Below are 14202 nucleotides of genomic sequence, written 5' to 3' on the forward strand. Positions count from 1 at the left end.
AGCAGAGTGCCCCTCGGGACCGATACGCTCGATTGGTGCCTTCCGAAGACGCGGCGCCTCCGCTTGACGTCGACCAGATCCTCGCCGACGACGGCGTACGGATCGTGGTCTGCTGCGGGGCGGGCGGTGTGGGCAAGACGACCACTGCGGCGGCACTGGCGCTGCGGGCGGCCGAGCGGCACGGCCGGCGCACGGTGGTGCTCACCATCGACCCGGCCCGCCGGCTGGCCCAGTCGCTCGGCCTGACCGAGCTGGACAACACACCCCGGCAGGTCAAGGGCATCGACGTCGAGGCCAGCGGTGGCGAACTGCACGCCATGATGCTGGACATGAAGCGCACGTTCGACGACGTGGTGCTCCAGCACACCGACCCGGCGAAGGCGGCGGAGATCTTCGCCAACCCCTTCTACCAGGCCATGAGTTCCACCTTCGCCGGCACGCAGGAATACATGGCGATGGAGAAGCTGGGTCAGTTGCACGCCCGGGGTGAGTGGGACCTGATCGTGGTGGACACGCCACCGTCGCGCTCCGCGCTCGACTTCCTGGACGCGCCGGCCCGGCTGTCCCGGTTCCTCGACGGCCGGATGCTGCGGCTGCTGCTGGCTCCGGCGCGCAGCGGCGGGCGGAGCATGTTCAGCCTGGTCACGGCGAGCTTCGGGATGTTCTCCAAGGTGGTGCAGAAGGTGATCGGCGCCCAGCTGCTCACCGACCTGTCCGGTTTCGTGGCCGCCCTCGACTCGATGTTCGGCGGGTTCCGGCAGCGCGCCGAGCAGACGTACCGGATCCTCCAGGCGCGGGAGACGGCGTTCCTGCTGGTCGCGGCGCCGGAGCCGGACGCGGTCCGGGAGGCCGCCTACTTCGCCGGCCGCCTGCGCTCCGAGCGGATGCCGCTGGCCGGGCTGGTGCTCAACCGGGTGCACCGACCGGCGTCGGACCTGTCCGCCGCGGAGAGCCTGGCCGCCGCCGAGCGGCTGGCCGGCGTGGGCGGGCACGAGGGCACCGTCGAGGTGTTGCGCGCGCACGCCGCGCTGGCCCAGCAGGCGGTACGCGAGGAGCAGGTGGCGGCCCGGTTCACCGAGGTGTTCCCGGCGGTGCCGGCGGTGTCGGTGACGGCGCAGCCCGCCGACGTGCACGACGTCGACGGGCTGCGGACGATCGGCGAGGCGATCAGCCGGAGCTGACCGGTCCGGTCAGGTGGCCGTGGTGACCAGGATCTTGTCCTTGCCGGCCTTCTCCTTGGCGTTCTTCTTCATGGCCGCCTCGAACATCTTGCGCCAGCTGGCGACCTGCGGGTGCCGGCGCAGCAACGCCCGGCGCTCGCGCTCGGTCATGCCACCCCACACGCCGAACTCGATTCGGTTGTCGAGCGCGTCGGCCAGGCACTCGTACCGAACTGGGCAGCTCCGGCAGATCCTCTTCGCCACGTTCTGTTCGGCGCCCTGTACGAACAACGCGTCCGGGTCTCCGTTCTGACACGCCGCCAGTGACGGCCAGTCAGTGATCATGCCCATCTGTACACGTCCCCCCTTGCAGTACCTACCGACTTCGCGCGAGCAGCCCTCGTACATCCCCCTGGTCGTCCGCGCCGGCCACCCCAGGACGGCACAAACGACTCATGGCTGCGGTCGCCGCCACCATCATGCTGTGTAGTCGCCCGATTACGCAACGTTGTCGGCGAAATCCATCATTCCGGACACTCCCGGCTTCCCGGGCTTTCGCCCCGCGACTACCCCGCCCGAGTACGTGAAAACGCTGCGCCACTCCGGGACTTCGTCAGAGACTTCCGCCGGATCTCACGCAACCCCGGACCAGGGCTCGTGCGTTTAGCACAACGAGGCCGGCGCGTGCAGGAAATGGGGAAAGTTCCCCGCGCGCCCGCCGATTCCTGCTCGCGTACCCTGTCGAGGTGACCTGGATGCGGAAACGTGACCACAACGTGCTGACCAACGCCGCATCGCTGCTGATCTGCGGCCTCCTGGCCGGAGTGGTGGTCGCCGCGGCGGCCTTCCCCGTGGCGGCGATGTCCGGACTCGCAGCCAAGGCCGGAGCGGAGACGTTCGAGGCGCTGCCCAAGGAACTGACAGTCGCCCGGGCGCCCCAGATCACCAAGCTGCTCGCGTCCGACGGCAAGACGGTGCTGGCCACGATGTACGACGAGAACCGCAAGGACGTCCAGCTCAAGGACATCTCGCCGTCCATGCAGAAGGCCATCATCGCGGCCGAGGACCACGACTTCTACAAGCACAACGGCGTGGACATCAACGGTGTGGCGCGGGCCTTCGTCAACAACCAGGCCGCCGGCGCCTCCCGGCAGGGCGCGTCGACGCTCACCATGCAGTACGTCCGGCTGGCCATCTCCTACTCGGCCACGCACCCGGCCGACGTCGTCGCCGCGACCGAGGACACCAGCGGCCGCAAGCTGCGCGAGATGAGCCTGGCGCTCCAGGTCGACAAGGAGCTCTCCAAGGACGAGATCCTCCGGCGTTACCTGAACATCGCCGCGTTCGGCAACGGCGCGTACGGCATCTGGGCGGCCAGCCAGGTCTACTTCAACAAGCCGCCGAGCAAGCTCGACATCCAGGAGTCGGCGATGCTCGCCGGCATGGTGAAGGCCCCCACCGCATTCGACCCGACCACGAAGGCGGGTTACCCGGAGGCGGTCGGCCGGCGCGACTACGTCATCGACAACATGGTGCAGATCGGCGCGATCACCCAGCAGGAGGCGGACGCCGCCAAGAAGATCAAGCTCCAGGTCAAGGGCAAGCGCACCCCGAACGGCTGCACCCAGACCACCACCCGCTCGTGGGGCTTCTTCTGCGACTACCTCTACCGCTGGTGGCTCCAGCAGGAGACGTTCGGCGCCACCTCGTACGACCGCGAGCGGCGGCTCAAGAGCGGTGGCTACACCATCGTCTCCACGCTGGACGTCCAGGCGCAGAAGGGCGCCGACAAGGCCGTCCGCAACAAGCTCGGCGAGAGCAGCAAGGCGGCCCGGATGGTGGCCGCCGTCGAGCCGGGCACCGGCCGCGTCCGCGCCGTGGCGGTGAACCGGAACTTCAAGCTCGACGACCCGTCCGACCCGCAGAACAAGATCTCCAGCGACCCGAAGAAGGCCAAGAAGAAGATCCGGGGCAACTACCCCAACACGGTCAACCCGCTGGTCACCGGCGGTCCCGGCATCGCCGGCTACCAGGCCGGCTCGACCTTCAAGATCTTCACGCTCGTGGCCGCGCTGGAGAAGGGCTACCCGCTCAGCTACTCCATCAACGCGCAGCCGGTGTTCAAGTCGGACTACCCGGTCGAGTTCAACTCGCCCGCCGCCTGCCCGGGCACCAGCAAGTACTGTCCGAAGAACGCCAACGCCTCGATGGCCGGCCCGCACACCATGTGGAGCGGTTTCGGCTTCTCGGTCAACACGTTCTTCATCGACCTCCAGCAGCGGGTCGGCGCGGAGAACGTGGTGAAGGCCGCACAGAAGCTCGGTATCACGTTCCGCTCGTCGAGCGACGCGCAGCTCGCCGCCAACCCGCACCAGTGGGGCGCGTTCAGCCTCGGCGTCTCCCAGACCACCCCGCTGGAGCTGGCGAACGCGTACGCCACGCTCGCCGCCGACGGCAAGTACTGCGAACCGATCCCGGTGCAGGAGATCCGCGGCCCGGACGGTGAGAAGCTGGACGTCGCCAACCCCCGCTGCGAGCAGCGGGTCAGCACCGAGGTGGCCCGCGCCGCCGTGGACGCCGCGCGCTGCCCGGTCGGTGACCGCTCCTCCACCTCGAAGTGCGGCACCGCCACCGCCGGCAACGTCCACAACATCGTCGACGCGCCGGTGGCCGGCAAGTCCGGCACCACCGACTCGGAGAAGACCTCCGCCCTGGTCGCGATGACCAAGCAGTACGCGGTGGCCGGCATCATGGCCGACCCGGACTGGCCGCAGACCAACCAGAAGATGGGCCACGACACGCCCACCGGCATCAACCCGGCGGTCTACCAGACGCTGCGGGACGCCATGAAGGGCAAGGAGCGGAAGAACTTCACGTCGCCCAACGGCAAGATCGTCCTGGGTGACCAGCGCTCCATCCCGGGCGTGAAGTGCGAGTCCGTCGAGACCGCGAAGTCCCGGCTGAAGGGTGCCGGCTTCGAGCCGGTGGTCTCCAGCAACAAGGTGCCGTCGGAGTGCCCGGCCGGCACCGCCGCCGGCACCAGCCCCGACGGGCGCACCATCAAGGGCGGCGTGGTGATGATCGAGGTCAGCTCCGGCAAGGGCACCCCGGAGCAGGGCGGCACCGCCACACCGGACCGACCGGGTAGCCCGGGCGGACCGGGTAACGGCCGGCCAGGACGACCGGGCAACTGATCCCGGACAGCGACGGCCACCTCCCGCGCGGGAGGTGGCCGTCGTCGTATCCGCGCTACCGGAGCGCGGTTCAGAGACCGAGCTGGCGGCGTACCTCGGCGGCGACCCGACCGCCCTCGGCCCGGCCGGCCACCGCGGCCTGGGCCGCCTTCATGGCCGGGCCCATCTGCGCCTTACCGGTGAAGCCGCCCGCGGCGAGCGCCCCCGAGACCAGCTCGGCCAGCTCGTCGTCGGAGAGCTGCCTGGGCAGGTAGCGCTCCAGCACCTCACCCTCGGCGGTCTCCTTGCCGGCCTGCTCGGCGCGCCCCGCGTCGGCGAACGCCACCGCCGCCTCGCGGCGCTTCTTCGCCTCCTTGGTCAGCACGGCGAGCACCTCGTCGTCGCTGAGCTCGCGCTTTTCCCGGCCGGCGACCTCGGCATTGCCCACAGCGGCCAGGGCCATCCGCAGCGTGGAGGTGGTCAGCTCGTCGCGCGCCTTGAGAGCGGCGCGCATGTCGGCGGTGAGACGGTCCTTCAGCGTGCTCATGGACGGTGAAACTACCCTGAACGCCATGCGAAAGCGCACACTATTCCGGCTCGCGGCCGGAACCGTCGCCGCCGGCGCGGCCACCCTGGCGTACGCGTCGCTCGTCGAGCGCAACATGTTCACCCTCCGCCGGTACGACGTGCCGGTGCTCCCGACCGACGCCGAACCGCTGCGGGTGCTGCACCTCTCCGACCTGCACATGATGCCCGACCAGCGACGCAAGCAGGACTGGGTGGCCTCGCTGGCCGCGCTCGACCCCGACCTGGTCGTGGTCACCGGCGACAACATGGCGCACCCCGAGTCGGTGCCGGGCGTGCTGCGCGCCCTGCAACCGCTGCTCGACCTGCCCGGCGCGTTCGTCTTCGGCTCCAACGACTACACCGGCCCGGTCCTGAAGAACCCCTTCACCTACTTCCTGCCCGACCGGGAGTACACCGAGGGCGTGCCGCTGCCGTACGAGGAACTGCGCGACATCCTCACCGGTGCCGGCTGGGCCGACCTGAACAACGCCCGCACCACGCTCAAGGCCGGCGGGCGGGAGATCGAACTCGCCGGCGTGGACGACCCGCACATCGAACGGGACGACTACGACGCCGTGGCCGGCCCGGTCAGTGACGACGCGGCGCTGTCGATCGCGTTGTCCCACTCCCCCGAGCCCGTGGTGCTGGACCGGATGGCCGCCGACGGCTTCGGCCTGCTGCTCGCCGGGCACACCCACGGCGGCCAGGTGTGCGTGCCCGGGTACGGCGCGCTGGTGACCAACTGCGGGCTGCCCCGCTCGATGGCGCGCGGGCTGCACCGCTGGCCCGGCTCGGACTCCTGGCTGCACGTCTCCGCCGGTCTCGGCACCCACCCCACCGCCCCGATCCGCTTCGCCTGCCCCCCAGAGGCCAGCATCCTCACCCTCATCTCCCGCTGATCCCCCGGCAGATCTTGGTACGCGGCCGCCCCTCCGAGGGCCGTTCCGTACCAAGATCTGCCGGCCGGGCGGGGCGGGGGGTACCGAGTTTGACCGTGCGGGCGGGTGGGCTACTATTTGTCGGCACGCCTCGGGGTGTGGCGCAGCTTGGTAGCGCGCTTCGTTCGGGACGAAGAGGTCGTCGGTTCGAATCCGGCCACCCCGACAGAGGTAAGAGGGCACATCCGATCGACGGATGTGCCCTCTAGTGCTTCCAGAGGTCCTCCGTCCGGAAGTACTTGGCGGTGAACTCCTCTTCCAGCGAAGTCGTGTCCGTCTCGTCTGTCCACCAACCTGGCCAGACATCGACACCGGAGGGCGCACTGATGGCCGTCAGGACGGCGGAGCACCGGTGGCAGCGCCGAGGAGCCGAGTCCCGGAACCGCCCGCCACAGTCGCACCGTCGTAGCTGTGCTTCAAGTGCGCCCATCAGTGCGGAACGGGTTTCGTCTCGGACAGGAAGCGCATCCGTGATCGCGATACAGGTGCTGTCGTAGTAACTGACATCCACCCGCATCGGGCAGCCGTCGCAATAGAAGAAGTAGCAGTCCAGCAGCGGCGAGTGATCGAGACGGTAAAGGCGTTCGTGGCACTCCGAGCAGGTGGTTTCCTCGCCGTTGAGCCAGTTGTCGTCGAGTTCGTCCGCGTGACTCACGTCATGATGATCTCACGGTTGAGGCACTGCGCCGGGTCAAGTTTCCTCAGGTCGCGGCCAGGCCGGCCTCGGTTCCACTTCAACGTCTGACGCTGGGTGACGACGGACGCGAGCCAGGATGGACGTCCATGGGCGCTGACGGACCGTGCCGACGGCGACTTCCCAGCCCTGGTCACCGTCCCAGTAGGATCCCGGGATGCCGCAGCCGGTGGTCTTCGATCTCTTTCACACCCTGATCCACGGCGCCGACGACGAGCGGGACCGCGTGGTCGGCGAGATGGCGCTCGTCGTCGGCGTGGATCCGGCGGCGCTCGTCTCCGCGTACCACGCCACCTGGCGGGACCGCCTCGTCCGGTGGGACGTGGAGGAGACAGTGCGAATCCTCGCCGGGCGCCTCGGCGGCGCGCCGACCGACGAGCAGGTGGCCCGGGCCGCCGTACACCGGCGCGCCCTCGCCCGCCGGGTGCTGGGCCGGGTCTCGCCCGCCACCCTGGACGTCGTCGACGCGCTGCGCGGGCGCGGGCACCGGCTGGCCCTGATCAGCAACGCCACCTCCGAGACAGCCGAGGCGTGGGCGAGCGGCCCGCTCGCGCGGCGTTTCGACGTCGCGGTCTTCTCCTGCGAGGTCGGGCTGGCCAAGCCGGATCCGGCGATCTACCGCGCCGCCGCGCGGCGGCTGGGTGTCGCGCCGGCCGACTGCGTGTACGTGGGCGACGGCGCGGACGGCGAGCTGGCCGGCGCGGCGGCGGTCGGCATGACGGTGCTCCGGACCACGGAACACCAGGACACCGATCCCGCCTGGACCGGACCGGTGATCGCAAACCTCCGTGACCTGCCCGCCCACCTGGAGCAATCGGCCCCGATTCCCAGCGCGGCCGAATAGACCGGCGGACCGCCCGGATCCACCCCGCCACGCGCCGTTGACCCTGCCTGCTGGCAAAGTATGCGCATGTCGCCGATGATCCGATCCCGCCTGACCGATTGGACCACCGTCGCGCCTCTGGTCGCCGTGCTCGTACTCGTGATGACCTGGGGACGGGAGTTGCCCGGTCCGCTCATCTTCGTGGTGGCGGCCCTGCTCGCCGCGGCTGTGCTCGCCGCGGTGCACCACGCCGAGGTGGTCGCGCACCGGGTCGGTGAACCGTACGGGTCACTCGTGCTGGCGGTGGCGGTCACCGTGATCGAAGTCGGTCTGATCGTCACGCTGATGATCAGCGGCGGCGACAAGACGCAGTCGCTGGCACGGGACACGGTCTTCGCCGCCGTCATGATCACCTGCAACGGCATCCTCGGCCTGTCGCTGCTGCTCGGCGCGCTGCGGCGGCAGGTCGCGGTGTTCAATCCGGAGGGCACCGGCGGGGCGCTGGCGACAGTGGCCACGCTCGCCACGCTCAGCCTGGTGGTGCCGACGTTCACCACGAGCCGGCCGGGGCCGGAGTTCTCCCCGGCGCAGCTCGCCTTCGCGGCGGTCGCCTCGCTGGCGCTCTACCTGCTGTTCGTCATGGTGCAGACCGGCCGGCACCGCGACTACTTCCTCCCGGTGACCCAGGAGGGCAGCATCCTCGCCGAGGACAAGGACGGTGACGGGCACGCCGAGCCGCCGTCCACGCGTACCGCGCTGGCCAGCCTGGCCCTGCTGGTGGTGGCGCTCGTCGCGGTGGTCGGCGACGCGAAGACGATCTCCCCGGCGATCGAGAGCGCGGTTGGAGCGGCGAACCTGCCGCAGGCGTTCGTCGGCGTGGTCATCGCGCTGCTGGTGCTGCTCCCGGAGACGCTCGCCGCCGCCCGCGCCGCGCGGCGGGACCGGGTGCAGATCAGCCTCAATCTCGCGCTCGGCTCGGCCATGGCCAGCATCGGCCTGACCATCCCGGCCATCGCGATCGCCTCGATCTGGCTGGACGGGCCGCTGGTGCTGGGCCTGGGCGGCACCCAGATGACGCTGCTGGCGCTGACCGCTGTGGCAGCGGTGCTCACCGTGGTGCCGGGGCGGGCGACAGTGCTCCAGGGCGGGGTGCACCTGGTGCTGCTCGCCGCATTCGTCTTCCTGGCTGCCAGCCCGTGAGCTGCCACGCCGGACGCCGGCCGCCGCCAGGACGCGGGCGCGCGGGCCAGAAAAGGCCGGCAGAATCGTCAGTCGTGCGTCTCCGTCCGCGCCACCTCGGCGAACGCGGCGGTCAGGTACTCGGCGAACGGACGCCCGGTGGCCGCCAGCAGATCGGCCACCAGCAGCGGCGCGTGCCTGGCGATCGCCGCCGGGCCGGGCGGGTTCTCGTCGTCGCCCGGGTCGTAGACGCCGAGCGCGCCGGCCAGCAGCACCAGCAGTACGTGCGGGTCGACGTCGGGCCACCACGGCGCCGCCGACCGGACGCACTGTTCGAGCACCTGCCGTACGTCGTCGCCGTCCAGCCCGTCCGGATGCCCCTCCTCCAGCAGCAGCCGGACCACGCCGCCGAGCACCAGCCCGGACCGGTCGGCGGCGGCCAGCCGCTCGACGGCCGGGGCGTACGCCTCGGCGTCGCGGGCGCGCGCGGCGGTCACCGCATCAGTGGCCGTCTCGGCGATCTCGCGGGCCGGTGCGGGCAGGTGCCGCCAGGTCGTCGTCACCGGGTCAGCATGGCAGAGCACGTGTGATCGCTCACCTTCCGGCCCGGCACCGCGTGCGTAAGGGGTAAACGGGTCGCGAGCGTCGTACCCGCCGAACAGAATCCCTGCCATGCTGCGCCGCGCCCTGCCCGCCCGTCCCGAAGCCCGCCGGATCCTGCTCGGCACGCTGTTCTCCGCGGTCGGGCGCGGCCTCACCCTGCCGTTCCTGTTCATCTACCTCACCGACGTACGCGGTCTGACCGACACCCGGGCCGGGCTGGTGATCGGCTGGTTCGGCGCGGTCACGCTCGCTCTCTCGCCGCTGGCCGGCACGTTCATCGACCGGTTCGGCGCGCGCCGCGTGGTGCTGCCCTGCCTGGTGATCGAGGCGATCGGTACCGGCTCGCTGGCGCTGGTCGACTCGACCGCCTCGGCGTTCGGCGTGATGACGCTCGTCGCCGTGGGCAGCTCGGCGATCTGGGCCGGGCAGAACACGATCCTCGCCTCGCTGACCGACGACGGCGAGCGGCAGCGCGTCTTCGGGCTCAACTTCGCGCTGCTCAACCTCGGTATCGGCACGGGCGGCCTGATCTCCGGCGCGGTTGTCGACGTGGCCCGTCCGATCACCTTCGAGGTGATCTACCTGCTGGACGCGGTGAGCTACCTGACGCCCGCGCTGATCCTGCTCACGCTGCCGCACGTCGGACGCCGCCCGGTCGTGGCCGCGGGCACGAAGGCTGACGACCGGAGGACCGGCGGCTATCTCACGGTGCTGCGGGACCGGCCGTTCCGCCGCCTGGTCGTCTTCGGCCTGGTGCTCACCACCTGCGGGTACGCGCAGATCGAGGTGGGCTTCGCGGCGTACTCGGTCCGGGTGGTCGAGGTGACCCCACGGGTGGTGGCGTGGGCGCTGGCGGCGAACACCGTGATGATCGTGCTCTCCCAGCTGCTGGTGATCCGGCGGCTGGAGGGGCGCAGCCGTACCCGTGCACTCGCCACCGTCGGCGCGGTCTTCGCCGGCGCGTGGCTGGTGCTCGGCGCGGCCGGCGTGGTGGGCAGCGCCGACGCGGTGCTCGCGGCGCTCGGCGTGGTGGCCTGCTCGGCCATCTTCGGGTTCGGTGAGACGATGCTGTCGCCGGTCATGCCCGCGATCACCAACGCGCTCGCCACCGACGAGCTGCGCGGCCGGTACAACGCCATGAGCTCGATGATCTTCGGGATCAGCGGGGTGGTCGGCCCGGTCACCGCCGGTCCGCTGATCGGCGCGGCGAACGGCCGGGTGTGGGTGGCAGTCGTGGTGGGCGGCTGCCTGGCCGCCTCGGTGCTCGCGCTGTCGCTGCGTCCGCTGCTCACCGCCGCGCAGGACGGCCGCCTGACGGCCGCCGAGGCGCCGGAGCCGGCGCGGGCCTGACACGCCGAACGGGCCCCGGAGCGTCGCTCCGGGGCCCGTCGGCGTCACGGTCGGCCGTCAGCCGGCGGCGACCTCGGTGGTGGTGCGGATCCGGTCCAGCGCCGGCGGGGAGACCGGCGACTTCTCGGTCAGGTACGCGGTGAAGGCGTCCAGGTCGATCTCGCCGGTCACCGCGTTGGTGCCACCGGTCAGCACGCTGAAGCCGTCGCCGCCACCGGCGAGGAAGTTGTTCACGGTGACCCGGTAGGTGGCGGTGTCGGTCACCGGGGTGCCGTTGACGGTGAGGCTGCCCCGGACGACGCGGGTGCCGGCGCACGGCGTGCCGGCCGGCGCGGTGGTGCCGTCGACGTCCACGACGTAGTTGACGGTCGAGGACGCGTAGAGCACGCGCGCCACCGTGAACTGCTGCTCCAGCATGCAGTAGAGCTGCGCGCCGGTCAGGTCGAGCGTCACCAGGTTGTTGGCGAACGGCTGCACGGTGAACGCCTCGGCGTAGGTGACCGGGCCGCCGTCGAGGTCGGCGCGGACGCCACCGGGGTTCATGAACGCGGCGACCGCGTTCTGCTCGGTGTCGGTGGCGGCGAGCTGCGCGTCCGCGATCAGGTTGCCCAGCGGCGACTCACCGGTCTGGTACGTCGGCTTGCCGTTGGCGTCGACCCCGGTCTGGTACAGGTTCTCCTGGGTCTTGGTGATCGCGGTGGTGGTCTCGCCGACCACCCGGTCGGCCACCGGGCCGAGCGCGGTCTTGTACCGGTTGATCAGCTCGGTCGAGGCCGGGTCCTTCTCGACGTCCCGGGTGACCACCACGTTGTTCGCGGACGCGGTGACCACGTCGCGGGTACGCGGGTCGATCTTCAGGTCGATCTGGGTGACCAGGCGGCCGAACGAGCTGGCGCTGGTGACCAGCTTGTTGTTGATGTTGCAGTTGTACGCGGCATGGGTGTGCCCGCTGACGATCACGTCGATGGACGGGTCCATCCGGTTGGCGATGTCGACGATCGGGCCGCTGAACCCGGTGCAGTCGTTGATGCCGCCGCCGTTCTGCACGCCGCCCTCGTGCAGCAGCACGACGATGCTCTTGACCCCGAGCAGGCGCAGGATCCTGGCGTACTTGTTGGCGGTGTCGGCCTCGTCGGTGAACCGCAGCCCGGCGACGCCCTCCTGGCTGACGATGTTCGGGGTGCCCTCCAGGGTCATCCCGATGAAGCCGATCGGGACACCCTTGACGATCTTGATGCCGAACGGCTGCATCAGCGGCAGGCCGGTGGAGGTCTTGAACGCGTTCGCCGAGAGGTAGCGGAACTTGGCGCCCGAGAACGGGGTGCCGTCGGCGCAGCCGTCCACCGGGTGGCAGCCGCCGCGCTGCATGCGCAGCAGCTCGGCCGCGCCCTCGTCGAACTCGTGGTTGCCGACGCTCGCGAACTCCAGCCCGACGAGGTTCATCTCCTCGATGGTGGGCTCGTCGTGGAACGCGGCGGAGAGCAGCGGCGAAGCGCCGATCAGGTCACCCGCGGCGACCGTGACAGTGCCCTTGCCCTGCTGCTCGGCGGCGGCGCGCATCGACTTCAGGTGGCTGGCCAGGTATTCCGCGCCACCGGCCGGCTGACCCTCGATGGTGCCGCTGGAGCCGGTCGGCGGCTCCAGGTTGCCGTGAAAGTCGTTGATCGCGAGCAACTGGACGTCGACCGGCTTCGGACGGGCCTCGGCCTGGTCGGGGGTGACGGCGACCGCGGTGACAGCAATCGCGGCGAGTGCGGCCAGGCCGATGGCGGCCCGGCGTCGCATCCCGGTGACGGACATGGAACTCCTCGTGAGATGCCGGTATGTGGCGTCCGGGCGATGGTTCGCCCGGCGACCCTGATCCGTGCCGTGACAGGTGTCGATCGCGGAGGGCGGTACTCGGGGGAACGCCGCCCCGCCTGGGTAGCTTCTCATCCACCGGCCGCCAGGTCGAACGGGGCGGCATCAGGAAGCGTCGTTGTCCCGGGTGCCCCGTACCGGTCTGCCGGACGAGTCGGACATGACGGTCAGGTGAAATTCCGCGCGGCGCGCGCTGTCGATGCCCGCCGCCGTCGAAGGCGCCGGCTCCCAGGGACAGGGAGCCGGCGCCGACGCTCATGTCACGCGGAATTCCTTGCGCTGGCAACCGTCCTTGCCGGAATCACCTCCTGCCGGACACCCATCGCGGACCGAACGGTCGTTCATGTCCGACGGCCCGGCATATCGAGTGAACTGTCCGAACTCGACTGACCCCCGGGAGGGCCGGTCGGAGATCCGTTGTGGGCGGTGCCGACGAGCCTGCGCAACGCCGGACGCGTCCACCGCCCGGCGACCCCCGGCCGGCCCGCCAGGTAGCCGACTGTGCGCGCGGCGTCCCAGCCGTGTGCCTCGCGCAGCCCGCGCGCCAGCATTCCGAGGTAGACCGGGGCGGGCCGGGTCCACCGCACCTCCACCGCGCGGTGCGGCGCGGTGAACGTGAGCATCGGCAGGCCCTCGTGGACGCCGACGCGCAACAGCGTCTCGTAGCGGCCCGGCCCGAGCGTCGCCCGTCCGGTCTCGACCGCCGCGAGGATCCCGGCCAGGTCGGCGCCGGGCGGCCGGTACATCTCCTGCGCGGCGATGTCGGCGAACTGCTCGACGGTCACCAGGTAGCCGCGCCCCGCTGCCCGGCCGGGCAGCAGCGGGTCGTAGAACGCCATGCCGCCGGTCCAGGCCCGCGACTCCCCGGCGAAGTAGACGCCGCCGGGGATCAGCACCGGAACGGTCCGGCGCGGTGGCCGGCGGTCCCGGCAGCCGGGGTACGTGCGCAGCCCTCCCGGTGGGCACCCGCCACGCAGATACCAGCCGAGCCGCGCGGCGTGCAGATTCGAGCCGTACGCGACGTACCAGAGCATCGGCGGCGTCAGAACCAGCAGGTGCGCCCGGCGGCGTGGCTGACCTGGACGGTGTGCGTCACACAGCCGCCGTCGGCGATGCGGTGCAGCAGGAAGGCGGTCGGCTCGGCGACGAACCCCGGCTCCTCCTCGCCGGTCATGGTCAGGCTCACCTGGATCCAGGTGCTCGGCGCGGTGGTCAGCACCGTACCGGCGAACGCGCTCGTCACCTGGCGGTGCAGGTGCCCCGCGGCGACGCGTACGACATGGGGGTGACGGCCGACCACGGCGGCGAGCGCCTCGGCGTCGGCCAGGCCCATCGCGTCCATGCCCGGCACGCCCACCTGGACCGGCGGATGGTGCAGGCATACGACGGCGGGCGCGTCGGTACGCCCGGCGAGCACCCCGTCCAGCCAGGCGAGTTGCTCGTCGCCGAGGCGTCCGCCGGGACTGCCCGGGGTGAGCGAGTCGAGCACCACGAGCGTCGCGTCCGGCAGGTCGACGTGGTAGTGCGCCGAGAAGCCGCCGGCCAGGTAGGGGGTGCCGCCGAACGTGTCGAGCAGCGACTCGCGGTCGTCGTGGTTGCCGGTTACCAGGTGCACCGGCAGCGGAAACGCGCCGACGATCTCGCGCAGGGCGAGGTATTCGTCGGGCCGGCCGTTGGCGGTGAGGTCACCGGTGATCACCACGCAGTCGGGCCGGGGACGCAGTGCGAGCACCGTGCCGAGCGCCCGGTGCAACCCGGACGCCGGGTCGGCCGCGAGCGGGCCGGTGGTCACGTGTGGGTCGCTGAGCTGGGCGATGAGCATCGGCCGCCTCCTCGGGTGCCCGGGCCCTCACGC

13 protein-coding genes and 1 tRNA gene are annotated in these 14202 nt (G+C 71.1%); 7 read left to right on the top strand and 7 right to left on the bottom strand.

Translation table 11 applies throughout. The annotated features are described in order from the left end of the window. Positions 1-32 precede the first annotated feature (32 nt). A complete protein-coding gene (locus KSK32_RS09845) occupies positions 33-1181 on the top strand; it encodes an ArsA-related P-loop ATPase (protein WP_216930615.1) in 1149 nt (382 codons plus the stop codon). 9 nt (positions 1182-1190) lie between these two features. Here the strand turns inward: KSK32_RS09845 and KSK32_RS09850 are convergent, their stop codons facing one another. Then, entirely contained in the window at positions 1191-1511 is a 321-nt protein-coding gene (locus tag KSK32_RS09850; RefSeq protein WP_018786567.1) for a WhiB family transcriptional regulator, read from the bottom strand. 404 nt (positions 1512-1915) lie between these two features. Here KSK32_RS09850 and KSK32_RS09855 point away from each other — a divergent pair, with 404 nt between their 5' ends. Then, on the top strand, positions 1916-4354 hold the full coding sequence (locus KSK32_RS09855; protein WP_216930617.1) for a transglycosylase domain-containing protein: 2439 nt from the start codon (positions 1916-1918) through the stop codon (positions 4352-4354). Positions 4355-4424: 70 nt separating this feature from the next. Here KSK32_RS09855 and KSK32_RS09860 read toward each other — a convergent pair whose 3' ends face one another. Continuing rightward, complete coding sequence (locus KSK32_RS09860) at positions 4425-4880, bottom strand: GatB/YqeY domain-containing protein (RefSeq protein WP_216930619.1); 456 nt, start codon at positions 4878-4880, stop codon at positions 4425-4427. Between the two features lie 25 nt (positions 4881-4905). Between KSK32_RS09860 and KSK32_RS09865 the strand changes: the two genes are divergently transcribed. Further along, complete coding sequence (locus tag KSK32_RS09865) at positions 4906-5799, top strand: metallophosphoesterase (protein WP_216930621.1); 894 nt, start codon at positions 4906-4908, stop codon at positions 5797-5799. Between the two features lie 131 nt (positions 5800-5930). Beyond that, positions 5931-6004 (top strand) — tRNA-Pro (locus tag KSK32_RS09870). A 39-nt stretch (positions 6005-6043) separates the two neighbouring features. Here KSK32_RS09870 and KSK32_RS09875 read toward each other — a convergent pair. Beyond that, complete coding sequence (locus KSK32_RS09875) at positions 6044-6493, bottom strand: hypothetical protein (protein ID WP_216930623.1); 450 nt, start codon at positions 6491-6493, stop codon at positions 6044-6046. A 196-nt stretch (positions 6494-6689) separates the two neighbouring features. Between KSK32_RS09875 and KSK32_RS09880 the strand changes: the two genes are divergently transcribed. Both KSK32_RS09880 and KSK32_RS09885 read left to right on the top strand, forming a co-directional pair. Then, positions 6690-7376, top strand: coding sequence for an HAD family hydrolase (locus tag KSK32_RS09880; RefSeq protein ID WP_216930624.1), 687 nt, complete (start codon positions 6690-6692; stop codon positions 7374-7376). Positions 7377-7451: 75 nt separating this feature from the next. Beyond that, a complete protein-coding gene (locus KSK32_RS09885) occupies positions 7452-8555 on the top strand; it encodes a calcium:proton antiporter (protein ID WP_216935958.1) in 1104 nt (367 codons plus the stop codon). Positions 8556-8623: 68 nt separating this feature from the next. Here KSK32_RS09885 and KSK32_RS09890 read toward each other — a convergent pair whose 3' ends face one another. Further along, entirely contained in the window at positions 8624-9097 is a 474-nt protein-coding gene (locus KSK32_RS09890; RefSeq protein ID WP_289256527.1) for a hypothetical protein, read from the bottom strand. 109 nt (positions 9098-9206) lie between these two features. Here KSK32_RS09890 and KSK32_RS09895 point away from each other — a divergent pair, with 109 nt between their 5' ends. Continuing rightward, the gene (locus KSK32_RS09895) at positions 9207-10487 is read left to right on the top strand and encodes an MFS transporter (protein WP_216930628.1); all 1281 of its coding nucleotides are present in this window, start codon (positions 9207-9209) and stop codon (positions 10485-10487) included. A 57-nt stretch (positions 10488-10544) separates the two neighbouring features. Here the strand turns inward: KSK32_RS09895 and KSK32_RS09900 are convergent, their stop codons facing one another. From KSK32_RS09900 to KSK32_RS09910, 3 genes are all read right to left on the bottom strand, one after another. Then, positions 10545-12287, bottom strand: coding sequence for a bifunctional UDP-sugar hydrolase/5'-nucleotidase (locus KSK32_RS09900; protein WP_216930630.1), 1743 nt, complete (start codon positions 12285-12287; stop codon positions 10545-10547). Between the two features lie 401 nt (positions 12288-12688). Continuing rightward, positions 12689-13381, bottom strand: a complete 693-nt coding sequence (locus KSK32_RS09905) for a histone deacetylase (RefSeq protein ID WP_216930632.1) — start codon at positions 13379-13381, stop codon at positions 12689-12691. 8 nt (positions 13382-13389) lie between these two features. Further along, positions 13390-14169 (bottom strand): phosphodiesterase, encoded by a 780-nt coding sequence (locus KSK32_RS09910; protein ID WP_216930634.1) that lies wholly within the window; start codon positions 14167-14169, stop codon positions 13390-13392. Positions 14170-14202 lie beyond the last annotated feature (33 nt).

Origin of the sequence: Micromonospora sp. WMMB482 (assembly GCF_019038635.1) — a bacterium.
GTDB lineage: Bacteria > Actinomycetota > Actinomycetes > Mycobacteriales > Micromonosporaceae > Micromonospora > Micromonospora marina.